A 23441-nucleotide genomic window follows, 5' to 3' on the forward strand; every position below is an offset into this window, starting at 1 on the left:
GCAATGCCAATTCGTGTCGACCTGCTCGCGTTAGAGCCCAATGTGCCTGGTCAGGCCCGCCTCACTGTGAAGAAATGGCAGGGTGGCGAGGAACAGCTGGAGTTTTCCATTCAGCGTAACCAGGATGGTTTTTACCTCCAGGACCACAAGGCCTGGAGCAACAATCCATTCTGGTTCAAGGTCTCGCGTTTCAACATCACGGCCAGCGGCGAAGGCCTGGAAGCACAGGTCGGCCCGGACGTGGTCGACCCGCTGCTGGAAGGCAGCGCTAACTCGCAATTCCAGATCGAACTGCGCGAACAAAGCCAAGGCAACGCCGATAAAGGCGTTGTTCGGCCAGGCGTTGGCTTGCTGCCGTCCACGGCCGGCGGTCAGACGCGCTCAACGTACGGTGGCGCCGAACTGACGGCGCCGAATGCACCGGCACCGAATGCACCGGAACCAGCACCGGAAATCCCGGAGTTGCCTGAGCTGATTCTTTCCACCGTCGAGCCAGAACTGGAATTGGAGTCGGTGCTCACCGAGTCCGCCTACACACCGCCTCCCGCACCGGTGAAGAAAAGCAACAAAGGCCTGATCGGCCTGTTGATTGTCGTGGTGTTGCTGCTGGCCGCGGGCGCCGGATTCTGGTTCTACAAACGCACCCCGGAGCCTGCCCCGGTGGCCGCAGCCCCTACCACCGCACCGGCCGGCGCCGACGCTCAAGCCTGCACCCTCGATAGCATGAACAGCCTGCCCGAATTGACCTTCGTCCAGACCTGCATCAAGGCTGCGCCCGACAGTGCCAAGTTGCTGGAGATCATCAACCAGGCCAAGGCCGGCAAACACTGCGGTGTCGCCCAGCGCCTGTACGCCAACCGTGCCCAGGCCGGTGACGCGCTGATCGCCAACGCCTATGCCCGTGAATACGACCCTAAATACCTGAAGGCCAGCGAGTGCTTCCCGGCCGCGGACAACGCCACGGCGGCCTATTGGTACGAAACCATCCTCACCCAGGACCCGAACAATGCCGAAGCCAAGCAGCGTTTCGAGGAGTTGCAGAAGTGATGCGTTCGTCCGTGAGTCGATTCCTGTTGAGCGGCGCCGCATTGTTGGCGCTGTGTATCAGCCCGTTGTCCCAGGCCGATGACAAACCACTGATCCAGGCCGGTAAAAAGACCCTGTTCCAACGCGTGCTGACCACGCCGGGCTGCAAGATCAGCCCGACAGCGGGCGGTGCCGCCGGTGACGCACAACCGGTCTTCAGCCGCTTTTATGTGTACGAGCGCGCCCAGGCGAACAACGCCGAATGGCTGAAAGTCGGCCCCGACAGCTACGGCAAAACCATTGGCTGGCTTCCTGCCAGCTGCACCACCGACTGGAAGATGCAGCTGACACTGGCCTTCACCAACCCGGCCAACCGCGACCGGTTGCTGTTCTTCAAGGACCGCGCCACCGTCGAAGGCATCCTCGATGCACCGGACCCGGTCAGCAAAGTCGCGCCGCTGCGGGCCACGCTGAAAAAAGGCCAACAAGCACCGGGCGTACTGGCTCAAGAACCTGAATACTTCGTCGACCTGCAAAAGCAGTTCTACCTGCTGCCGGTGCTCAGCGGCGAAGAAGTCATGACCGAAGGCGGTTTCCGCACGCGCCTGCTCAACGTCGCGTCGGTCAGCAAGCCAGATGACAAGAATGCCAAGGGCGGTGCTGCGAACAGCGCGGCCGGCGGCAAGGAAGCCGCGGACAAAACGTCCAACCAACTGAAAGAATTCAGTGCGGCGGTGGTGTTTGTCATCGACTCGACGATATCGATGGACCCGTACATTGACCGTACTCGTGAGGCGATCCGCAAGGTCTATCAGCGGATCGAAGCGCAGAACCTCGGCAAGCAGGTCAAGTTCGGCATGGTCGCTTTCCGCTCCAACACCCAAGCGGTGCCGGGGCTGGAATACACCACCAAGATGTACGCCGACCCTACCAAGGTGAAAGACAGCGCCGACTTTTTCGCCAAGATCGCCGACCTCAAACAGGCCAACGTGTCGAGCAGCAGCTTCGATGAAGACTCGTTTGCCGGCGTCATGGACAGCATTGACAAGGTCGACTGGAGCCAGTTCGGCGCGCGCTACGTGGTGCTGATCACCGACGCGGGCGCCATCGAAGGCGACGACAAGCTGTCGAAGACCGGCTTGAGCGCCGCGCAGGTGCGTATGGAAGCCGCCAACCCGGGCGTAGCGATTTATACCCTGCACTTGAAAACACCGGCCGGGGCCAAGGACCACGCCAAGGCCGAAGCGCAGTACCGGAACCTGTCGACCTACCCGGGCACCAACACCTCGCTGTACTACCCGGTGAACGCTGGCGATGTGAATGAATTCGGGCGCAAGGTCGACGCACTGGCCGCCGCGATCACCACACAGGTGAAAGCCGCCTACATGGGCGAAGACGCCATCGGCAGTGCGGCGAACGCCAAGCAGGACCCGGCCGAGAAGAAAATGCTTGAAGACGCGGCGCTGATCGGCCACGCCATGCAGCTCGCGTATCTCGGCGAGAAGACCAACAGCAAGGCGCCGCCGGTGTTCAAAGCGTGGATCACCGACCGTGACCTGATCAAGCAGAACATCCCGACCACCGATGTGCGGGTGCTGCTGACCAAGTCACAGCTCAGCGACTTGAGCGACGTGATGAAGAAGATCCTCGACGCCGCCAACGAAGGCCTGATTTCGCCGACGGAAATGTTCGATCGCCTGCGTTCGGTAGCCGCAACCATGGGCGCCGATCCCAATCAGCTCAAGCAGAACAGCAACGCCAAACTGGCGGACATGGGCGTCCTCGGCGAGTACCTCGAAGACCTGCCCTATCAGAGTGAAGTGCTGAACCTGGATGAAGAGACCTGGAAGAGCTGGGACGGTCTGGCGCAAGAGAAATTCATCCGTACGCTGAACACCAAACTGCGGCATTACCAGCGTTACAACGCGGATGTCGACCGCTGGGTGGCTTTAGCCAAGGACAGCGATGCACGGGACAACGTGTACCCCGTACCTCTGGAAATGATGCCTTAACGAGACGCCGATGCTCGATATCAAGAACCTGCTGGTGCGCCGTGGTGAAGGCGCGCTGGCCCATCACGTGCGCCTGCCCCACTTGCAGGTCGGGCCTGCGGAAATCCTCGCCATCACCGGCGAGAGCGGCAGCGGCAAAAGCACGTTGCTCGAAGCCATCGGCCTGTTGCTGGCACCGATGGAGCTCGAGCGGTTTCGGCTGGGCGCAGCGCAGGGTCAGGATATCGCCCAACTGCTTGCCAACGACGACCAGCCAGCCTTGGCGACCGTGCGCTCGCGGCACTTGGGGTTCATTTTGCAGAGCGGCGGCTTGCTGCCGTTCCTGAGCGTGCGGGACAACATCAGCCTGCCGCGCCGGTTGCTCGGGATGCCGGCAAAGAGCGAGCACATCGACCATGCGGTTGACGTGTTGCGCCTGCAAGGGTTGCTGGATAAACACCCTCAAGCGTTGTCGATCGGCGAGCGTCAGCGCGTGGCCTGCGTGCGGGCAATTGCCCATGAACCGCTGTTGCTTTTGGCCGACGAACCCACCGCTGCGCTCGACCCCCACAGTGCCCGCCGTTTGTTCGAGTTGCTGCTGAGCCTGGTGTCGAGCATGGGCCTGAGCGCGCTCGTTGTGTCCCATGACTGGGCCTTGCTGAAGGATTTCGGCTTGCCGCGCCTCGGTGCGATCAGCCGTGAGGGAGAGACATCGTTTGAACCGATGGACTGAACGACTGCGCCTGCTGGGCTCACTGGCCCTGCAAGACCTCTGGTACGACCGCAAGGTCTCGCTGTGCATCGCCGCGTCGCTGGTGGCGGTGATTGCGCCGTTGTTGCTGCTGTTCGGGCTCAAGCACGGGGTGGTCAGCCAGTTGCAGGACGAACTGCTGCGCGACCCGCGCAACCTTGAAGTGAAGATGCTCAGCAACGGCAATTACGACACGGCCTGGATCGAGCGTTTGCGCTTGCGCCCCGAAACCGGTTTTGCCCTCGGCCAGACGCGCTCGCTCAATACCCAGGCTGACCTGCTGATCGGCATGCAACGGTTTGTCGAAGGCGCCGAGATCATCGCCACCGAACCGGGCGATCCACAGCTGAACCTGTCGTCGCTCACCCCTGTCGGTAATCAAGTGATCCTCAGCGCCAGCGCCGCGCAACGGTTACAGGCCAAGGCCGGCGACAGCGTGCAACTGCGTGCGTTGCGTCGCCTGGAAGGTGTCAATGAACGAGGAGAGATGACCCTGACAGTGCTGGCGGTGCTCGACGGCGCCCGCTTCGGCCGCGCGGCCGGGTTTGTCGCTCCGCCGCTGCTGCTGGATCTGGAGCGCTTTCGCGACGGTTATCAGGTCAGTGCGTTCGGCGTTATCACCGGCAAGCCTCTGGGCAATCTGCAACCGCTGTATGCCCGCGCCCGCGTGTATGCGCGCGACATCGATCAAGTCGCACCGCTGGAGCACTGGCTCAACGAACAACACATCGAAACGTCGAGCCGGCTGGCCGACATCGACAATGTCAAAGCCATCAACCATGTGCTGGGGCTGATCTTCGGCGTGATCGCCGTGGCGGCGCTGATTGGTTGCGTGGCGTCGATGGTCGGCGCGTTCCTGGCCAACATCGACCGCAAGCGCAAAAGCCTCGCGGTCCTGCGTCTGTTAGGTTTCAAGCGGCGGGCCGTCGGCGGTTTCGTGGTCCTGCAAGCGCTGGTACTGAGCCTGGCCGGCTACGTTGGCGGGCTGGGGTTTTATGCAGTCGGCAGTCATCTGTTCGACTACTTGCTCGGCAGCAGTCAGGCCACCGGCACCTTCGTTTGCCACATCACTGTCTGGCATGGCCTTGCCGCCCTGCTCCTGACTTTTTTGGTCGCTGCATTGGTGGCCGTGATCGGCGCCCTGCGAGCCATCAACATCCAACCTGCGGAGAGTCTGCGTGAGCTATAAACGTTTTGGCTTGCTGTTGCCCCTGAGCCTCGGCTATGTGCTCGACGCCTCGGCGGCGGGCTGGGAAGAGAAATTTTACAACCCGATGCCGGACGCCGCCGACGTGGTGCTGCCGATGCCCTGCGAAGGCTCCATGGTATTTCGCAAGGTGTTCATTCCGGTGGCCGGCCCGCTCGACGATTACCCGATCAACATTGGTCAGGACGGCGCGGAATATGGCTATGTCGAACAGACCCGCCCGACCTTTATCGCCGGCAGTTTTACCGGGGCCAAAAACGACAAGTCCCGCTACTACCTGATGGCCAAGTACGAGATGAGTCAGCTGCAATACGCCGCACTGACCGAAGCAACCTGCCCCACCGCCGCCACCAAAATGCGCGTGCCGCAAACGGCCGTGAGCTGGGTGCAAGCCATCGAAGCCGCCGACAAGTACAACCTGTGGCTGCGCAAAAACGCCGCCGACAAGTTGCCCAAAGAGGACGGCGCACAGGGCTTCCTGCGCCTGCCGACTGAAGTCGAGTGGGAGTTCGCCGCGCGCGGCGGGCTGGAAGTCGCTGCTGCAGAGTTTCGCGACACGCACTACCCGATGCCGGAGGGCATCAATGCCTACGAGTGGTTCGCCGGGGCGCAATCATCCAACGGCAAAGTGCAGTTGTCCGGTCTGCAAAAGCCCAATCCGCTGGGTCTGCATGACATGCTCGGCAACGTCGACGAAATGATGTTCGAGCCGTTTCGCCTGAACAAACTTGATCGCCAGCACGGTCAGGCCGGCGGCTATGTGGTGCGTGGCGGCAACTACTTGACCGCACAGGCCGACCTGCGAACTGCGTTGCGCAAGGAAGAGCCGTATTACAACGCCGACGGTCAGGTGAAAAACAAAACCACCGGCCTGCGCCTGGTCATGGTCTCACCGACCCTCACCTCTCGCGAACGTGTCGCCAGCATTGAAAGCAGCTGGAAGAAACTCGGCACCGGCAGCAAGGAAACCGAATCCGCCGACAAAGGCACCGTTCAATCTCTGAACAGCCTCGCTTCGGGCGTCGAAGACAAAGCGCTCAAGGAAAAACTCCAGGCCTTGGAAAACAAGCTGCGCGCCAGTAACCAGCAGCAGGAAGAAACCCGCGACCAGGCGATTCGCGCCAGCCTCAATCTGGGTGCATTCTTGTGCACCAAGATGCTCGACGACGGCCAATATGTGGACTTCCTGCAAAAGAACTACAAGCTCAATTGCGAAAGCGCGGACAAAGACGCCAGTTGCGACATGCGCAAAGGCAAGCTAGACGAACAGAAGGATCGCCTGCACAAACTCAGCCGTTACTACGCTAGCAGCCTGGTGGAATCGGCGACCTTGTACGGCCAGCCATTGCTTGAAACGCAGGTCCCGGTGATGGACGAAATCATCACCCGCAACAAACAGCTGCAAGACCTCAAACCTTACTTGCGCACCCACTGGGCCAATCAGAAGGCGTTCCTGCAAAAGCAGAAGATCGATACTGAAGCCTGGCTGAACAGCTGCAAAACCGTTACTCAATAACAACATTTCAACACCGTTACCGAGGAGTTTCACCATGTCGCGCAGCCTTTGGACTCGCTTCAAGCTACAGATCGCTTTCGTTGTCGCCGGCAGCCTGCTGCTGACGGGCTGCGCCAACACCGGTAGCTCCATGCTCGGCGACAGCGACGGAACCGACCCGCGCCTGACCCAGGGCCAGGACGCAGAGTTCTTCAGCAAGTCCGGCTACCAGGCCTGCGCCGTCGGTGCCGGTGTCGGCATCCTCGCTTGCGCACTGTCCAACAGCAACAACAAGGGTGTCTGCGCCGTCGCCGCCGGTATTACCGCGTGTGGCGTGGCCATGGGCGCGAACTACTATCTGGATCAGCGTCGCAGCGAATACGCCGACACCTCCACCCGCTTGGCTAAAATGAACAGCGACGTCGAACAAGACACCCAGAACGTGATCGCCCGTACCGCGACCGCTCAGCAAGTGATCAAAGATGATCAGGCGAAAATCGCCCGGATCAAAAAGGACATCGCCAACAAGAAAGTCGACAGGAGCCAGGCCCAGGCGCAAATCGCCGAGATCGATTCCAACATCGCGCGCCTGCGTAAAGACCTCGGCAACATGCGCGTCAAAGTCACCGAGTACACCAAGGTGGCAGACGCCGAGCGTGCACAAGGCGCCACCGGTGCCGAGATCAAGCAGGTGGACATGAACATTAAGAAAATGAACCAGAAAGTCGCTGCCCTGCAGAAGGAAGTCGACGGTCTATACAGCCAACGCTCCGCAATCACCCTGGGCTAAGCACATGACGCTACGACAACTGGCGGTCCTCACCGCCGTCCTGGCCTTGAGCGGTTGCGCGACCAAGCCGGGCGAATGCGATGCGACCAATCGCGACAGCAGCATGCTGACCAAGATGAACTGCGACTACTCTGGTGGTTACAGCGATCAGGTCAAGCAGAAAGAACAGGCCCTGAGCGAGTCCCGTCAGCAAAACGCAATGTTCCGTCAGGTGTACGAGAACATTCAGGCCCAGCAGCTCAGCACCAAAACCGACCTGGCCAGCCAGCAGAAAGCCCAGGCGGCGCTGAATCAGTCGCTGGGTAATTTGCTGACCTCGCTCAAGGCCCGGCATGGCAATGAAACCCAGGTGAAAAAGCAGATCGCCGATCTCGAGCAGCAGCTCAAGGCTTCGCAAGCAGCACCAACGGCCAAGTCAACGCCAGCGACGCTGGCGGCCAAGCAGAAAGAGCTGAAGGCGTTGCAGAAGAAGGTCAATCAGCTGCAATTCAGCCTCGGCTACGAAGAGTAACTTTTCACCCCGCAGGCCTCCCGATGGAGGCCTGCACTTTTTCAGGAATCGTCGTCATGCAGCGGGTCATCAGGGATGCGCAAGCCACATCGGAGGGGATGAGTGCACTGCAAGCCAAAGTCGCCCTCATCCAGAAACACTTTCCGCCGACCGTCGCCAGCCTTTTTGCCATCCCGCGGATGGGCAGCGGCGACGTGCTGGAATGGTGGACCGAACTGGGTGGCCAACCCACGCCCTACGCCGACCTCAACGAGGACGCGCAACGACGTTTGCTGGAAACCTATGAAGTGCGTCAGACGTCCCTCGGACAGCTGGCGGACGAACTGCAAAGACGCGGTCAAGCGACGGAAGCGCAAGACCTGCGCAGCCTGCTCGGCGCGCCTGAGCTGGACAAACTCTACAGCCTCAACGGTGAGCCTTTGGTGGTGCGCTGGAACCAGCGTCCGCCCAAACCGATCGTGCCGCCGGTGGTTCCTGTGATGCCGGTCGTACCGCCGTCGCGCCGTGGCTGGTGGATCGCGGCGGCCTTGCTTGCGCTGCTGTTGCTGCTTCTGGCGCTGTGGCTCTGGTGGTTCCTGCACCGTGAACCGGTTGTCGTGGTTCCACCGGTAGCGCCGGTGGTGACGCCAGTGGAAAAACCGGTGGAGAAACCGGTTGAACCGATTCCCGAGCCTGTCGTGGAACCTGAACCGGAACCTGCTCCGAAACCAGAACCCGCGCCAGCACCGGTGCCGCCGCCCAAGCCGGTCCCACCACCAAAACCGGTCGTGGCCGCGCCGCCACCGCCACCGCCACCACCGCCGCCACCTCCAGCCCCGACGCTGGATAACTACGCATGCCGCAAAAAAGCGCCTGATGCCGTGCCCCCGCAATTTGTGGTGGTACTCGACACCTCGGGTTCGATGGATTTGAACATCAAGTCGGTGAAAGCCGACGAGGACTGGTTCTTCGGCAATGAGATGAACAAGTACCTGGACCCGAACCGCACCATGCAGATCTTCGCCAAGCCCAGCCGCATGGACGTCGCCAAGGAATCGCTGGCCGGCATGATCAATGGGCTGGACCCGAAGATCGACACGCGCCTGATCACCTTCGCCGGTTGCGAAAGAACACCGGACCAGGGCGTGTTCAAGCTGGGCGACCGCCCGCGGCTGATCAACGGGATTCGCGGTCTGGTTCCCAACGATGGCACACCACTGGCTGACAGCCTGGCCTACGCCGCCAGCAAGGTCGACGGGCGCAATAACGATGCAGTGATCGTGATGTTCGTCGACGGCGAGGACGGTTGCGATAAAGATGCCTGCGCGGTATCCCGTCGCATCGCCAGGGAACAACCACGCCTGCGGGTCAACGTAGTGAAAATCGGTGCCGGTGGCCCGTCACGTTGCATCGCTGAAAACACCGGTGGCCGGGTTTACAACAGCACCAATGCGGCGGAGTTGGGCAAGCAGTTGAAGCTGGCGAGCAAGGAAGTGTCGAGTAATGCCAAGTGTGACTAGCTTGGGGGCAGATCCTGAATTGAGGTGACCCCATCGCGAGCAGGCTCGCTCCCACATTGGATTTGTGATCGACACAAAACCTGTGGGAGCGAGCCTGCTCGCGAAAGCTATTTCAGAGGCGCCTCAACGAAACCGGTCAACCTCATGCCGCAAGTCCGCCGCCAGCTTCTCCAGCTCTTTGGCGGTGATCGCCAGATTGGACACCACTTCGCGCTGCTCACTGTTCGCCAGGGCAATGCTTTGCAGGTTGCTGCTCAGCAAGGTGGCGGTACTGCTCTGCTCTTGAGTCGCGGTGGTGATCGCCGCGAATTGCTGACCGGCAGAATGGCTTTGCTCATCGATCCGTGCCAGGGCACTGGCGACATTGGCGTTGCGTGACAGGCCTTCCTGCATCAACACATTGCCCTGCTCCATAGTGCTGATGGCGTTACCGGTTTCCTGCTGGATGCTTTGAATCATTCCGGAAATTTCATCGGTCGCCTGGCGGGTACGCGAAGCCAGGTTGCGAACCTCATCGGCTACCACGGCAAAACCACGCCCCTGCTCACCGGCACGAGCGGCTTCGATGGCGGCGTTGAGCGCCAGCAAGTTGGTTTGATCGGCAATCGAGGTAATCACACCGACGATGCCACCGATTTCCTGGGAGCGCTGACCCAAGGTATTGATCACTGTTGCCGTGCTGTTCAGCGCACCAGCGATTTGCTCCAGAGACGAGGACGCTTCGTCCATCGACGTACGACCGATCTGGGTTTGCTGTGCGTTTTCCTGGGCCAAACGCTGGGTGTGACCCATGTTGTCGGCGATGTTCAGGGACGTTGCGCTGAACTCTTCCACGGCGCCGGCCATGCTGGTGATTTCACCTGACTGCTGCTCCATCCCTTCATAGGCGCCGCCGGACAGACCGGACAAGGCCTGGGCGCGGCTGTTGACCTCTTGCGAAGCCTTGCGGATGTGCTCGACCATGGTCGACAGCGCTTGGCTCATCTGGTTGAACGCGCGGGCCAGCTGACCGATTTCGTCATTGCTCGATACGTTCAGCCGCACGCTCAAATCACCGGCGCCCAAGGCTTCGGCCTGACGCACCAGATCACCCAACGGCGCGAGTTTGCTGCGCAGCAACCAGACCGCCGTACCCACAGCGATCAACATCGCCAGCAGACTGCCAATCGCCAATTGAATGCCGACACTCCAGGTCACGGCGCGGATTTCGGTTTTCGGCATACTCGCCACCACCGACCACGGCCCGCCTTCAAACGGTACGGCAATGCTGTAGAAATCTTCGGACTTGTCGCTCCAGAACTTGCCCTTGCCCGGCGTCTTCGCCAAGCCAACGATGGTCGGGGTCGCCTGATCCAGCGCTTGTACGCCCGCAATCGGCACCAGCCATTTGCTCTGTTCATCCAGCAGCGCCAGGGAACCGGTCTGGCCGATACGGAAGCGCTTGAGGTTGGCGAACTGCACGTTCTGCGCGTCGGTGTAGTCGAATCCTACGAACAGCACGGCAATCACCTTACCGCCGCTGTCACGTACGGGGGTGTACTGAGTCATGTAGGAGCGTTCGAACAACAAGGCGCGACCGACGTAGGCCTGCCCCGCCATCAAGCGGGCATAGGCCGGGTTCGCGTGATCGAGCAGCGTGCCGATGGCCCGGCTGCCGTCCTGTTTGCTCAGGGACGTGCTGACCCGGATGAAGTCTTCGCCGCTGCGCACAAACACCGTCGCAACGCCGGCGGTCATTTGCTTGAACTCATCCACTTCCTTGAAATTGTTGTTCAGCACTTCGCTGCCCAGGTGCAGGCCCGGCGTCTGCGCGCCCGCTACCGCCACCGGTTCATCCGGGTGCACGCTCAAACCGGCGCTGAAGCGCTTCTCGAACAGACCGCTCAGGCGCTGGGTGCTTTCGCGCAACGTGCCGTGAAAGGTACTCAACTGATCGGCCAGCAACCGGGCTTCACTGGCCAGGTGCTCTTCGCGGGTGGCGAGGTTGGCGGTGTCCAGCGAACGCAGGGCGAACACGGTACTGCCACTGATGACAATCGCCAGTATCACGGCAAGCGCAAGACCAAGCTGTGAGGCGATCCGGGCACGGGGTTGAGGCATGACAGCTCCTGGCCGAGCGACCGGATCATCCTTGATCTGGCTGCACACTCAGCAAAATTCTAATAATGGGAATTGCGTCGAACCTGCACGAAGGTTCCACCTGCATCTTCGGCGGAAAATCCGAATACTTGAGTAAATAACCGGGGTATGGCTCAAGGCCGCCGTTGCGGCAGCTATATCGATTCAGCCCAGGTGTTGAACGTCGGGCAATTCCATTGCTCGGGCTTCGCCTTGCAGGAAGTCGCTGAGCCTGCGCAAACGTTCACCACCGGGGCGAGTTTTTGGCCAGACCAGGTAATATTTCTCACCGCTGGCGACGGCGGTTGGCCACGGCAAACTCAGACGCCCCTGAGCCACATCTTCCGCCACCATCAGCAGATCGCCCATGGACACGCCATAACCTCGGGCGGCGGCGATCATGCCCAGTTCCAGCGTGTCGAACACCTGCCCGCCCTTGAGCGACACCTGATCCGCCAGCCCCATGCGTTCCAGCCAGCTGCGCCAGTCGCGACGATCCGGTGTCGGGTGCAGCAGTTCGGCATTGGCCAGCCGTGCGACATCCCACGGTTGATCCTGCAGGAGATTCGGCGCGCCGACTGGAATCAGCTCTTCCGGGAACAGGAAACTCGCCTCCCAGTCCGGCGGAAAATGCCCGTTGCTGAGGATGACGGCGCAGTCGAACGGTTCATGGTTGAAGTCCACCGAGTCGACGTCCATCCAGGCGCTGGTCAATTGCACCTCGTTGCCCGGTTGCAGGTGCCGAAATCGGCTAAGCCGTGCCAGCAGCCAGCGCATGGTCAGGGTCGACGGCGCTTTCATGCGCAGGATGTCATCTTCGGCGCGCAAGGTATTGCAGGCCCGCTCCAGGGCAGTGAAGCCTTCGCGAATGCCGGGCAGGATCAACCGCGCCGACTCGGTCAATTGCAGATTGCGCCCACTGCGGTGAAACAGCCGACAGGCAAAATGCTCTTCCAGCGTACGAATGTGTCGGCTGACCGCGCTTTGGGTGATCGACAGTTCTTCGGCCGCACGGGTAAACGAGCTGTGCCGCGCCGCCGCTTCGAATGCGCGCAGGGCATACAAGGGAGGAAGACGACGGGACATACGGAAAGCTCCTGTAGCGGGATTCGGTCACCCTAGCAGAAACTTTCCAGCATGAGTTTGAATCATGCAACCCATCCTTTTTATCCCTTTGTGCAAACCCCGTAGAGCGCCGAGAATCGACGCTTTCCTGTCCCTCTTTAATTATCGAGCGTGATGACCATGAAGCATCCAGCACGTACCGAACTCTGGGCCATCCTGCGGCTGGCGGGGCCGTTGATTGCCTCGCAGTTGGCGCACATGCTGATGGTCCTCACCGACACCTTGATGATGGCGCGCCTGAGTCCAGAGGCGCTGGCCGGTGGCGGCCTGGGCGCAGCAACTTACTCGTTCGTGTCGATCTTCTGCATTGGCGTGATCGCCGCGGTCGGCACCCTCGTGGCCATCCGTCAGGGTGCCGGCGACATCGTCGGCGCCGCCAGGCTGACCCAGGCCGGGTTATGGCTGGCGTGGTTGATGGCGTTGGTGGCTGGGCTGCTGCTGTGGAACCTCAAACCGGTGTTGCTGCTGTTCGGCCAGACCGAAACCAACGTCCACGCGGCCGGGCAGTTTCTGCTGATCCTGCCGTTCGCCCTGCCCGGCTACCTGAGCTTCATGGCCCTGCGCGGCTTCACCAGCGCCATCGGCCGGGCCACACCGGTGATGGTCATCAGCCTCGGCGGCACCGTGGCTAACTTCCTGCTCAATTACGCATTGATTACCGGCATGTTCGGTCTGCCGAAACTGGGGTTGATGGGCATCGGGCTGGTTACCGCTGTTGTCGCCAACTGCATGGCGCTGGCGCTGGCCTGGCACATCCGTCGGCATCCGGCCTACGACGCTTATCCCTTGCGCCAAGGCCTGTCGCGGCCTAACCGTCAGTACCTCAAGGAACTGTGGCGCCTGGGCCTGCCGATTGGTGGCACCTACGCGGTGGAAGTCGGATTGTTTGCGTTCGCCGCGCTGTGCATGGGCACCATGGGCAGTACGCAAATGGGCGCACACCAGATCGCCCTGCAAATCGTCTCGGTGGCGTTCATGGTTCCGGCGGGGATTTCCTACGCGATCACCATGCGCATCGGGCAGCACTACGGTGCCGGGCAACTTCTGGATGCACGGCTGGCCGGACGGGTCGGCATCGCTTTTGGCGCGGCATCGATGCTTGCCTTCGCCATGGTCTTCTGGTTGCTGCCGAATCAGTTGATCGGTTTGTTCCTGGACCACAACGACCCGGCGTTTCGCGACGTCATCAACCTGGCCGTGAGCCTGTTGGCGGTCGCCGCGTGGTTCGAGCTGTTCGACGGCACGCAAACCATCGCCATGGGCTGCATTCGCGGGCTCAAAGATGCCAAGACTACATTCCTGGTGGGTTTGGGCTGCTATTGGCTGATTGGCGCGCCGGCCGCCTGGTGGATGGCCTTCCATTTGAATTGGGGGCCGACGGGTGTCTGGTGGGGGTTAGCGCTGGGGCTGGCGTGCGCGGCGGTGAGCCTGACGTGGGCGTTTGAGTGGAAGATGAAAAAGATGATTCGGCAGGAGCCTGCGCCGCGAAATAGTTTCCCGGTCGCCCAGCCTGACTGAGATCCCCTGTGGGAGCGAGCCTGCTCACGAATGACGGTCTGTCAGTCGACATTGATGTTTGCTGACACACCGCTTTCGCGAGCAGGCTCGCTCCTACATTGGTTCGGCGTTAACTCACGACTTCCTGTGCAAGCTGCTGACCGCTGCCAAAGGTCAAATACTCAACCAGCTCCGCCAGCGGCAACGGCTTGCTGATCAAATATCCCTGCACCTGATCGCAGCCAAACCCGCGCAACAGACCCAGTTGCTCTGGCGTTTCCACGCCCTCGGCGACCACTTCAAGATTGAGGTTGTGCGCCAGATTGATCATGGCGTGGACCAGTTTGCGATTCTCTTCGCGCTGTTCCATGCCGCCGACAAAGCTCTTATCGATCTTCAGCAAGGCAATCGGCAGGCTGTTGAGGTGCACGAACGATGAGAAACCGGTGCCGAAATCGTCGAGGGAAAAGCGCACACCCAGACGCCCCAGGGCATCCATGGTCTGTTTGACCAGATCGCTGCGGCGCATCACCGCGGTTTCAGTCAGCTCGAACTCCAGCCATTGCGCCTCGACGCCACGCTCGGCAATCAACCGGCTCAGCGTCGAGAGTAACTGGCTGTCCTGAAACTGGCGGAACGACAGGTTGATTGCCATGTGCAACGCCGGCAAACCCCGTTCGCGCAACGCTTGCATGTCGCGCAAGGCGCGGGAGATCACCCAGTAACCCAGCGGCACGATCAAACCGCTCTGCTCGGCCAGCGGCACAAATTCGCTGGGAGGTAGCAAGCCGCGCTCGCCATGACGCCAGCGCACCAAGGCTTCGAGACCGACGATCTGCCCGTCCTCGAGGTTCAGGCGTGGCTGGTAATGCAGTTCCAGTTCATCCCGACGCAACGCCCGGCGCAGCTCGCTTTCGAGATCGGCCATGCTGCGGGCATTGCGGTTGATGCGTTCGTTGAAGATGTGAAAAGTGCAGCCTTGAGTGCTTTTGGCCTGCTGCATGGCAATGTGTGCGTGCCACATCAGCGGGTCGGCGCCGGCCTGGGCCCGGGCGTGGGCAATACCGAGGCTGGAACCGATCAACAGGCTTTCGCCGTCGACCCAGTAAGGCTCGGCCAACGCTTCGGTAATGCGCTCGGCCATCCATTCGGCGCGCTGAGGCGCGCGGCGGGTGTCGATCAGCAGGGCGAACTCATCACTGCCCAGTCGAGCCAATTGATCGCTGGCCTCAAGCTGGCTTTTCAGCCGTGCGACCACTTGCAGGATCAACCGGTCACCGGCCTGGTGGCCGAGGGCATCGTTGGCGTGACGGAAGTTGTCGAGGTCGAGGTGACCGAGGGCCAGACCGCGGCCGTCGTTTTCCGCCAGGCGTGCCGCCAGCAAGGTCTGGAAACCCTGGCGATTGGCGATGCCGGTCAGCGGGTCTTGCTCGGCCAGGCGCTGCAGCGTGTTTTCCAGCAGGCCACGTTCGCGCACATGCCGTAGGCAACGGCGCAACATGCCGGGATCGAGCAGATCGCGCACCAGCCAGTCACTCACACCATCGGGCGGAGTTAGCGGCTCATGCTCAAGCAGCAACACCGTCGGCAGGCTGCAACGGCCAGGTAGAGGTTGAAGCGCTGGAATCGTCAACAACACCGCACCGCGGTTGTCATCGAACAGACTGCTGACCGACTCCCAGCTCGGCGCACTGATCAGCACGGTCGAGCTCCCCATCGGAGCCAGACACTCGCGCAACAACGCTGCCCACGCTGGCTCTTCGGCCAGTAGCAGCAAACGCAAGGGTTCGACAGGCGTAGACAAGCTAGCTCCCTAGACTCTGCAAAGATGTAGGCGGCGGGCATTATGCAGCGCCGGTACCCAATGACCAACTGACACCGGCTAACAAACGCGGCTTTGTATCAGGAATTACGAACATTAGACGCAAACTCACCGCGCATCCTGCGTGAAAGTATCAAAACCGGCAAATATAGATAGCGTGCTGCGTCACAAGTCGGAGAGAGCAGCACAATTCGCTGAGCCTGTTAAAATGCCGGCCCATTTCGCAAACGACTCCCTGATTTCGTATGTCCCGACTCAATCCCCGGCAGCAAGAAGCCGTGAGCTACGTCGGCGGCCCTCTTTTGGTGCTCGCCGGCGCAGGCTCCGGCAAGACCAGCGTGATCACGCGCAAGATCGCCCACTTGATCCAGAATTGCGGCATTCGCGCCCAGTACATCGTCGCCATGACCTTCACCAACAAGGCCGCGCGCGAGATGAAGGAACGGGTCGGCACCCTGCTCAAGGGTGGCGAAGGCCGCGGCCTGACCGTCTGCACCTTCCACAATCTGGGCCTGAACATCATCCGCAAGGAACACGTGCGGCTGGGCTACAAGCCGGGTTTCTCGATCTTCGACGAGACCGATGTCAAAGCCTTGATGACCGACATCATGCAGAAGGAATATTCGGGCGACGACGGCGTCGACGAGATCAAGAACATGATCGGCTCGTGGAAAAACGACCTGATCCTGCCGCCCGAAGCCCTGGAAAACGCGCGCAACCCCAAGGAACAGACCGCCGCCATCGTCTACACCCACTATCAGCGCACGCTCAAGGCGTTCAACGCGGTGGACTTCGACGACCTGATCCTGCTGCCGGTGAAGCTGTTCCAGGAACACGCCGACATCCTCGAAAAATGGCAGAACAAAGTCCGCTACCTGCTGGTGGACGAATACCAGGACACCAACGCCAGCCAGTATTTGCTGGTAAAACTGCTCATCGGCATACGCAATCAGTTCACTGTGGTGGGCGATGACGACCAGTCGATCTACGCCTGGCGCGGCGCCCGGCCGGAAAACCTGATGTTGCTCAAGGACGATTACCCGTCCCTGAAAGTGGTGATGCTGGAGCAAAACTATCGCTCCACCAGCCGCATCCTGCGCTGCGCCAACGTGCTGATCTCGAACAACCCGCACGAATTCGAAAAGCAGCTGTGGAGCGAGATGGGCCACGGCGACGAGATCCGCGTGATCCGTTGCCGCAACGAAGACGCCGAAGCCGAACGCGTGGCCGTGGAACTGCTGACCCTGCACTTGCGCACGGATCGGCCATACAGCGATTTTGCGATCCTGTATCGCGGTAACTACCAGGCCAAGCTGATCGAGCTGAAGCTGCAACACCACCAGATTCCGTATCGTCTGTCCGGCGGCAACAGCTTTTTCGGACGTCAGGAAGTGAAAGACCTGATGGCCTACTTCCGCCTGATCGTGAACCCGGACGACGACAACGCCTTCCTGCGGGTGATCAACGTCCCACGCCGGGAGATCGGTTCGACCACGCTGGAAAAGCTTGGCAACTACGCCACCGAACGCAAAATCTCGATGTACGCCGCCACCGACGAAATCGGTTTGGGCGAACACCTGGATGCGCGCTTCACCGATCGACTGTCGCGCTTCAAGCGCTTCATGGACAAGGTCCGCGAGCAGTGCGCCGGCGAAGACCCGATCTCGGCGCTGCGCAGCATGGTCATGGACATCGACTACGAGAACTGGCTGCGCACCAACAGTTCCAGCGACAAGGCCGCCGACTACCGCATGGGTAACGTCTGGTTCTTGATCGAGGCGTTGAAGAACACCCTCGAAAAAGACGAAGAAGGCGAGATGACCGTCGAAGACGCCATCGGCAAACTCGTCCTGCGCGACATGCTCGAACGTCAGCAGGAAGAGGAAGACGGCGCCGAAGGTGTGCAGATGATGACCCTGCACGCCTCTAAAGGCCTGGAATTCCCTTACGTGTTCATCATGGGCATGGAAGAGGAAATCCTCCCGCACCGTTCCAGTATCGAAGCCGACACCATCGAAGAAGAACGTCGCCTGGCCTACGTCGGGATTACCCGAGCGCGTCAGACGCTGGCCTTCACCTTCGCCGCCAAGCGTAAGCAATACGGCGAGATCATCGACTGCGCGCCAAGCCGCTTCCTCGATGAGCTGCCGCCGGACGATCTGGCCTGGGAAGGCACCGACGACACCCCCGTTGAAGTCAAAGCCGTTCGCGGCAATACCGCATTGGCGGATATACGCGCGATGTTAAAGCGCTAGAATCGACTACTTTTTAACCAGCCTTAGGCGCACAAGCCGTCCGTAGAGGAAAGCTTCATGGAAGCACTGCACAAGAAAATTCGCGAAGAAGGCATCGTGCTTTCCGACCAGGTCCTGAAAGTCGACGCCTTTCTGAACCACCAGATCGACCCGGCCCTGATGAAGCTGATCGGCGACGAATTCGCCTCGCTGTTCAAGGATTCGGGCATCACCAAGATCGTCACCATCGAAGCCTCGGGCATTGCGCCGGCGATCATGACCGGCCTGAACCTCGGCGTACCGGTGATTTTTGCACGCAAGCATCAGTCCCTGACCCTGACCGAAAACCTGCTGTCGGCGACTGTTTACTCGTTCACCAAGCAGACCGAAAGCACCGTGGCAATCTCCCCGCGCCACCTGACCAGCAGCGACCGCGTGCTGATCATCGATGACTTTTTGGCCAACGGTAAGGCGTCGCAAGCGCTGATCTCGATCATCAAACAGGCCGGCGCTACCGTCGCGGGTTTGGGTATCGTGATCGAGAAGTCGTTCCAGGGCGGCCGTGCGGAACTGGATGCGCAGGGTTATCGCGTTGAATCCCTGGCTCGCGTGCAGTCGCTGGCTGGCGGCGTCGTAACCTTCATCGAGTAATCAGCAACACCACATACCCCCTGTAGGAGTGAGCCTGCTCGCGATTGCGGTGTATCAGTCGACATCTTCAGTGACTGATACACCGCAATCGCGAGCAGGCTCGCTCCTACAGTGGTACTTGAGGCGACAGTTACTGCGCGGTGGCCTTGAGGCCGGTGAGCAATAGTCGCTGAAACAAATCCTCTTTCAGCCCTTCCGGGTTGGTCAGCTGCATCCGCTCCAGATGCTCGGGAAATTCCGAAGGTTCTGGCGCATCCAGCGCTGCCTTGCCCAGTTCCAGAATCTCCGTGAGCTTGAACTTGCTCTTCAACCAGTTCAGTGCCCGCAACAGGTCCTTCTCCTCAGCGGTGAAATCACAACCCAACGGATACTCTGGAAACAACTGCGGATGCCGCGCCTGGATGGCCTGCAAGCGCTGCGGACTGTTGTCGGCAAACCGTGGATCAATACGGAAACTCTTCGGTAACTTGCCGACGGCCTGAGCCTGCTCGATCAGCCCCAACTGGAAACGTGAGTCGCTGATGTTCAGTAACGCCTCGATCACCGCCGCATCGGTCTTGCCCCGCAGATCGGCGATGCCGTACTCGGTGACCACGATGTCTCGCAAGTGTCGCGGGATCGTGCAATGGCCGTACTCCCAGACGATGTTCGAACTGACCTCACCGCCCGACTCGCGCCAGCTGCGCAGGAGCAACACTGAACGCGCGCCTTCCAGCGCATGTCCTTGCGCAACGAAGTTGTATTGCCCGCCAACACCGCTGAGTACGCGCCCGTCTTCGAGCTGATCGGCCACGCCGGCACCCAGCAAGGTCATGGTGAACACGGTGTTGATGAAGCGCGCATCGAGGCGCTGCAAGCGTTTGAGTTCTTCCTGACCGTAGAGCTCATTGATGTAGCTGATGCGGGTCATGTTGAACTCGAGCCGCTTGCTGTGCGGCAGCTCGCGCAACCGCTCATAGAAACTGTGCGGCCCAACGAAGAAACCACCGTGCACCGAGATGCCGTCAGTCTGCGCGGCTTCGTCCAGCGTGCCGGCATTCGCCTGTTGCTGGGTCGGCACATCGGGGTAGACCTTGCGCCGCACGATCCCGGCGTCGGCCAGCACCAGCAAGCCGTTGACGAACATTTCGCTGCAACCGTAAAGGCCCTTGGCGAAGGGTTCGACGCCGCCTTCGCGGTCGATGAGTTGCGCCCACTGGCTGAGATTGACGTCCGCCAGCAACGCCTTGTAACCGTCATTGTCGGCCTGCCGTGCCAGCAGCGCAGCGGTCAGGGCATCACCCATGGCACCGATGCCGATCTGCAGGGTGCCACCGTCACGCACCAGCGTGCTGGCGTGCAGCCCGATGAAGTGATCCTGGAAACCCACGGGCATGTTCGGCGTGGAGAACAGCGTGGTGCTGTCCTTCTCGTCAATCAGCAAGTCGAACGTGTCGATACCGATTTCGGCATCGCCGGGCATGTACGGCAAATCGTTGTGCACCTGGCCCACCAGCAGGATCGTCTCTCCCGACGCCCTACGCTTGGCGATCATGGGGAACAGGTCGAGGGTGATGTCCGGGTTGCAGCTCAGGCTCAGGCGGTCGGGATGTTCGCTGTGGCTGGCCACCAATTGCGCCACCAGGTTCAACCCGGCGGCGTTGATGTCCCGCGCCGCGTGGCTGTAATTGCTGCTGACGTAATCCTGTTGGGCCTGTGCGCTGTGGAGCAGACTGCCGGGCTGCATGAAGAATTGCTGAACATGGATGTTGGACGGCAGGCTGTCGTGATGCAGGTCGGCCAGGAAATCCAGTTCCGGATAATCGCCGAAAACCCGCTCGATGAAGGGCTCGAGAAAGCGCTTTTGCAAACCGTCGCCCAAGGAAGGACGGCCCAGGCACAGGGCGGTGTAAATCGTCAGCTGCCGTTCGGGCAACTGCGCGATGCGTTGAAACAGCGCGTTGACGAAATGGTTGGGTTTGCCCAGACCGAGGGGCAGGCCCATGTGGATATGCGCCGGCAACCGTGCCAAGACATCATCGACCGCTTGCTCGATAGAACACAGCTGCACCATCTGATCCTCCCTTACATTCCGTGAATTGGGGTTGGACCGAGCTTGCCGGGTCTTTGCTGCAATGAATAGCCTCAAAAGCCAATCGGCCAGCACCGAAACCTCTGTAGGAGCTGCCGCAGGCTGCGATCTTTTGATGTTGGTTTTTAAAGATCGCAGCCTGCGGCAGCTCCTACAGGGAGACAGCAGGCACAAAAAAGCCGCTCGAAAGCGGCTTTTTGATGAAGATGTAGGCTTACTTCAGGCCGGACATCTTCTGGATGGCGCCTTTGAGATCGGCGTCTGTGCAATCGGCGCAGGTGCCTTTTGGCGGCATCGAGTTGATACCGGTAATGGCTTTGGCCAGGATGCCATCGAGGCCGCCCTGGTGATCGGCACGCTCTTTCCAGGCCGCAGTGTCACCAATTTTTGGTGCGCCCAACAGGCCAGTGCCGTGGCAAGCGTTGCAATGTTTTGCAATCACCGAGTCAGGAGTCTTGGCATCACCGCCACCTGCCGAGGCGGCAACTTCCATCCCCTTGCATTCTTTACCCGTCACACAAACCTGGCCGACTGGCTCAAGGCGTTTAGCAATTTCGTCGTTGGTCGCAGCTTGAGCGCTGACTGCCCAAAGGGCCAATACGGTTGCTGGTACGGCCAGCATTTTCATAATTAGATTCACGCGTTCACCCTCAATGGTGGCTAGTCACGCCCACGGCCACGGTTCGCAGGCGGGCGCAAGTATAACGGTAAGCCCGCCACACTGAAACAACCCTAAAGTCGGAGGGGTCTTATGCGTGGCGGAAAAACAACTCGGGCCCCTCCGCAATGCTGGCGGGACGCCTCTTTTCTTAGAAATTCGCTGGAGTAGCTGCGCTGATTAGTCGCGCTGGCGCATCGAACGGATTACGGAAACGGTGCGGTTTAGTACTTTCAAAGTAGTAGCTGTCGCCGGCTTCGAGCACAAAAGTTTCAAGCCCTACCACCAGTTCAAGTCGACCTTCGAGCAAAATCCCGGTTTCCTCGCCCTCATGGGTGAGCATCTCGTCACCGGTGTCGGCGCCTGGCGGGTAGATTTCGTTGAGGAACGCGATGGCCCGGCTCGGATGAGCCCTGCCGACCAGCTTCATGGTCACTGCACCATCGGAAATATCGATCAGCTCGTTGGCTTTGTAGACGATCTGAGTCGGTTTTTCCTGCAGGATCTCTTCGGAAAAGAACTCGACCATGGACATGGGAATCCCGCCCAGTACCTTCCTCAGCGAACTGATCGAGGGGCTGACGCTGTTCTTCTCGATCATCGAAATGGTGCTGTTGGTGACGCCCGCGCGCTTGGCGAGTTCACGCTGGGAAAGTCCTTTGAGCTTACGGATGGATTGCAGTCGTTCACCGACGTCCAATGCTGGAGCCTCCAGGGATTCAGGTTGTTGGAATATTGAGCGTTATCATGGCGACAGCGTTCAGTATTTACAACACTTGGACCTGAATCCTGTTCGGTGAAGCGACTTTCGGTCGGGGCGCTTTGACCTAAGCCCCGGAATAGAGCATTGGCACCCGGCGCAGGTTGCAGAAGATCTGGTAAGGAATCGTGCCCGCAGCCGCGGCCACGTCACTGGCGAGAATGTTTTTACCCCACAACTCGACGGTCGAACCGAGGCCGGCTTGCGGCACATCGGTCAGGTCGATACAGAGCATGTCCATCGACACCCGGCCAATCAACTGGCTGCGTTGCCCGGCGACCATCACCGGCGTACCAGTCGGTGCCTGACGTGGGTAGCCATCGGCGTAACCCATGGCCACCACGCCCACGCGCATCGGTTTCTGGGTGATGAATGTGGCGCCGTAACCGATCGGCTCGCCGGCCGGCAGTTCACGCACGCAAATCACTTTCGATTCGAGGGTCATGACCGGTTGCAGGCGGGACGCCACGGCATTGGCTTCTTCAAACGGAGTCGCGCCGTAGAGCATGATGCCCGGGCGAACCCAATCACTTGGAATCTGCGGCCAACCGAGCACTGCCGGCGAGTTACGCAGGCTGACCTCGGCCGACAAACCCTGACGCGCCGCTTCGAACACGGCAACCTGGTCGACACTGGCCTGACTGTGCAGCTCATCGGCCCGGGCGAAGTGGCTCATCAGAACAATCTTCGCCACCTTGCCGCAGGCCAGCAGCCGTTGATAGGCCGCCTGATAATCCTTTGGATGCAAGCCCACCCGATGCATGCCCGAATCGAGCTTGAGCCAGACCGTGATCGGCTTGCTCAGTGCAGCGTTCTCGATGGCTTCGAGCTGCCACAGCGAATGCACCACGCACCAGAAGTCATGCTCGACGATCAGCGACAACTCATCGGCTTCGAAAAAACCTTCCAGCAACAACACCGGCGCACGAATGCCCGCGGCTCGCAGCTCCAACGCTTCTTCGATACAGGCTACGGCGAAACCGTCTGCTTCGGCTTCCAGCGCCTGGGCGCAACGCACCGCGCCATGACCGTAGGCATCGGCCTTGATCACCGCGAGGGCCTTGGCCCCCGTGATTTCACGGGCGATTTGGTAGTTGTGACGCAGGGCTTGAAGGTCGATCAGGGCACGGGCTGGACGCATGGCGGCAGACTTCTAGGCGGTCATGGGAAGAAAAACCGGCGCTGGCTGATGGCGTGAACCGCCAGTAGCACCGGGAGAGGGATCTTTCTGACGG

General features: G+C 60.5%; 18 protein-coding genes. 11 read left to right on the forward strand and 7 right to left on the reverse strand.

The features are described from left to right. The first annotated feature begins 3 nt into the window (after positions 1–3). Genes VD17_RS10835 through VD17_RS10870 form a run of 8 tightly spaced genes read left to right on the forward strand, consistent with a single transcriptional unit; the run spans position 4 to position 9270 of the window. Entirely contained in the window at positions 4–1047 is a 1044-nt protein-coding gene (locus VD17_RS10835) for a hypothetical protein (RefSeq protein ID WP_046053822.1), read from the forward strand. Then, complete coding sequence (locus VD17_RS10840) at positions 1047–3038, forward strand: vWA domain-containing protein (RefSeq protein WP_080931990.1); 1992 nt, start codon at positions 1047–1049, stop codon at positions 3036–3038. Before VD17_RS10835 ends, VD17_RS10840 begins: the two co-directional genes overlap by 1 nt. Positions 3039–3048: 10 nt before the next feature. Then, entirely contained in the window at positions 3049–3750 is a 702-nt protein-coding gene (locus VD17_RS10845) for an ABC transporter ATP-binding protein (RefSeq protein ID WP_046053823.1), read from the forward strand. Beyond that, a complete protein-coding gene (locus tag VD17_RS10850; RefSeq protein ID WP_046053824.1) occupies positions 3734–4957 on the forward strand; it encodes an ABC transporter permease in 1224 nt (407 codons plus the stop codon). The genes VD17_RS10845 and VD17_RS10850 overlap by 17 nt, the downstream gene beginning before the upstream one ends. Then, positions 4947–6491, forward strand: coding sequence for an SUMF1/EgtB/PvdO family nonheme iron enzyme (locus VD17_RS10855; RefSeq protein ID WP_046053825.1), 1545 nt, complete (start codon positions 4947–4949; stop codon positions 6489–6491). Before VD17_RS10850 ends, VD17_RS10855 begins: the two co-directional genes overlap by 11 nt. 34 nt (positions 6492–6525) lie before the next feature. Then, entirely contained in the window at positions 6526–7260 is a 735-nt protein-coding gene (locus tag VD17_RS10860; protein WP_046053826.1) for a hypothetical protein, read from the forward strand. A gap of 4 nt (positions 7261–7264) precedes the next feature. After that, the gene (locus VD17_RS10865; protein WP_046053827.1) at positions 7265–7771 is read left to right on the forward strand and encodes a hypothetical protein; all 507 of its coding nucleotides are present in this window, start codon (positions 7265–7267) and stop codon (positions 7769–7771) included. Between the two features lie 56 nt (positions 7772–7827). Further along, positions 7828–9270, forward strand: coding sequence for a vWA domain-containing protein (locus tag VD17_RS10870; RefSeq protein ID WP_046053828.1), 1443 nt, complete (start codon positions 7828–7830; stop codon positions 9268–9270). Between the two features lie 123 nt (positions 9271–9393). Here the strand turns inward: VD17_RS10870 and VD17_RS10875 are convergent, their stop codons facing one another. Together VD17_RS10875 and VD17_RS10880 are read right to left on the reverse strand one after the other, a co-directional pair. Next, complete coding sequence (locus tag VD17_RS10875; protein ID WP_046053829.1) at positions 9394–11370, reverse strand: methyl-accepting chemotaxis protein; 1977 nt, start codon at positions 11368–11370, stop codon at positions 9394–9396. Positions 11371–11553: 183 nt separating this feature from the next. Next, the gene (locus tag VD17_RS10880; RefSeq protein ID WP_046053830.1) at positions 11554–12474 is read right to left on the reverse strand and encodes a LysR substrate-binding domain-containing protein; all 921 of its coding nucleotides are present in this window, start codon (positions 12472–12474) and stop codon (positions 11554–11556) included. A gap of 159 nt (positions 12475–12633) precedes the next feature. Between VD17_RS10880 and VD17_RS10885 the strand changes: the two genes are divergently transcribed. Further along, positions 12634–14031: a NorM family multidrug efflux MATE transporter gene (locus tag VD17_RS10885; RefSeq protein WP_046053950.1), complete on the forward strand. Its 1398-nt coding sequence runs from the start codon at positions 12634–12636 to the stop codon at positions 14029–14031. 109 nt (positions 14032–14140) lie between these two features. Here the strand turns inward: VD17_RS10885 and VD17_RS10890 are convergent, their stop codons facing one another. After that, entirely contained in the window at positions 14141–15814 is a 1674-nt protein-coding gene (locus VD17_RS10890; protein WP_046053831.1) for a putative bifunctional diguanylate cyclase/phosphodiesterase, read from the reverse strand. A 263-nt stretch (positions 15815–16077) separates the two neighbouring features. On the opposite strand from VD17_RS10890, the gene rep reads away from it, so the two are divergent. Further along, complete coding sequence (gene rep / locus VD17_RS10895; protein WP_046053832.1) at positions 16078–18087, forward strand: DNA helicase Rep; 2010 nt, start codon at positions 16078–16080, stop codon at positions 18085–18087. A gap of 57 nt (positions 18088–18144) precedes the next feature. Next, a complete protein-coding gene (locus tag VD17_RS10900; protein WP_008150200.1) occupies positions 18145–18717 on the forward strand; it encodes a xanthine phosphoribosyltransferase in 573 nt (190 codons plus the stop codon). A gap of 130 nt (positions 18718–18847) precedes the next feature. On the opposite strand, the gene VD17_RS10905 is transcribed toward VD17_RS10900, so the two are convergent. The 4 genes from VD17_RS10905 to alr form a co-directional block, all read right to left on the reverse strand. After that, a complete protein-coding gene (locus VD17_RS10905; protein ID WP_046053833.1) occupies positions 18848–20770 on the reverse strand; it encodes an acetyl-CoA hydrolase/transferase C-terminal domain-containing protein in 1923 nt (640 codons plus the stop codon). A gap of 232 nt (positions 20771–21002) precedes the next feature. Then, complete coding sequence (locus VD17_RS10910; RefSeq protein ID WP_046053834.1) at positions 21003–21416, reverse strand: c-type cytochrome; 414 nt, start codon at positions 21414–21416, stop codon at positions 21003–21005. Positions 21417–21597: 181 nt separating this feature from the next. Beyond that, a complete protein-coding gene (locus VD17_RS10915) occupies positions 21598–22146 on the reverse strand; it encodes a cupin domain-containing protein (protein ID WP_008150195.1) in 549 nt (182 codons plus the stop codon). Between the two features lie 127 nt (positions 22147–22273). Continuing rightward, positions 22274–23347: an alanine racemase gene (gene alr, locus VD17_RS10920; RefSeq protein ID WP_046053835.1), complete on the reverse strand. Its 1074-nt coding sequence runs from the start codon at positions 23345–23347 to the stop codon at positions 22274–22276. Positions 23348–23441 lie beyond the last annotated feature (94 nt).

This window comes from Pseudomonas fluorescens (assembly GCF_000968015.1).
GTDB classification, from domain to species: Bacteria; Pseudomonadota; Gammaproteobacteria; order Pseudomonadales; family Pseudomonadaceae; genus Aquipseudomonas; species Aquipseudomonas fluorescens_W.

What these genes read in the sequence shown, in the direction of transcription:
- VD17_RS10910 (WP_046053834.1), bottom strand. Translation starts at nt 21,416, where the DNA reads ATGAAAATGCTGGCCGTACCAGCAACCGTATTGGCCCTTTGGGCAGTC.
- VD17_RS10905 (WP_046053833.1), bottom strand. Translation starts at nt 20,770, where the DNA reads ATGGTGCAGCTGTGTTCTATCGAGCAAGCGGTCGATGATGTCTTGGCA.
- VD17_RS10900 (WP_008150200.1), top strand. Translation starts at nt 18,145, where the DNA reads ATGGAAGCACTGCACAAGAAAATTCGCGAAGAAGGCATCGTGCTTTCC.
- alr (WP_046053835.1), bottom strand. Translation starts at nt 23,347, where the DNA reads ATGCGTCCAGCCCGTGCCCTGATCGACCTTCAAGCCCTGCGTCACAAC.
- VD17_RS10835 (WP_046053822.1), top strand. Translation starts at nt 4, where the DNA reads ATGCCAATTCGTGTCGACCTGCTCGCGTTAGAGCCCAATGTGCCTGGT.
- VD17_RS10885 (WP_046053950.1), top strand. Translation starts at nt 12,634, where the DNA reads ATGAAGCATCCAGCACGTACCGAACTCTGGGCCATCCTGCGGCTGGCG.
- VD17_RS10875 (WP_046053829.1), bottom strand. Translation starts at nt 11,370, where the DNA reads ATGCCTCAACCCCGTGCCCGGATCGCCTCACAGCTTGGTCTTGCGCTT.
- VD17_RS10840 (WP_080931990.1), top strand. Translation starts at nt 1,047, where the DNA reads ATGCGTTCGTCCGTGAGTCGATTCCTGTTGAGCGGCGCCGCATTGTTG.
- VD17_RS10845 (WP_046053823.1), top strand. Translation starts at nt 3,049, where the DNA reads ATGCTCGATATCAAGAACCTGCTGGTGCGCCGTGGTGAAGGCGCGCTG.
- VD17_RS10860 (WP_046053826.1), top strand. Translation starts at nt 6,526, where the DNA reads ATGTCGCGCAGCCTTTGGACTCGCTTCAAGCTACAGATCGCTTTCGTT.
- rep (WP_046053832.1), top strand. Translation starts at nt 16,078, where the DNA reads ATGTCCCGACTCAATCCCCGGCAGCAAGAAGCCGTGAGCTACGTCGGC.
- VD17_RS10870 (WP_046053828.1), top strand. Translation starts at nt 7,828, where the DNA reads ATGCAGCGGGTCATCAGGGATGCGCAAGCCACATCGGAGGGGATGAGT.
- VD17_RS10880 (WP_046053830.1), bottom strand. Translation starts at nt 12,474, where the DNA reads ATGTCCCGTCGTCTTCCTCCCTTGTATGCCCTGCGCGCATTCGAAGCG.
- VD17_RS10865 (WP_046053827.1), top strand. Translation starts at nt 7,265, where the DNA reads ATGACGCTACGACAACTGGCGGTCCTCACCGCCGTCCTGGCCTTGAGC.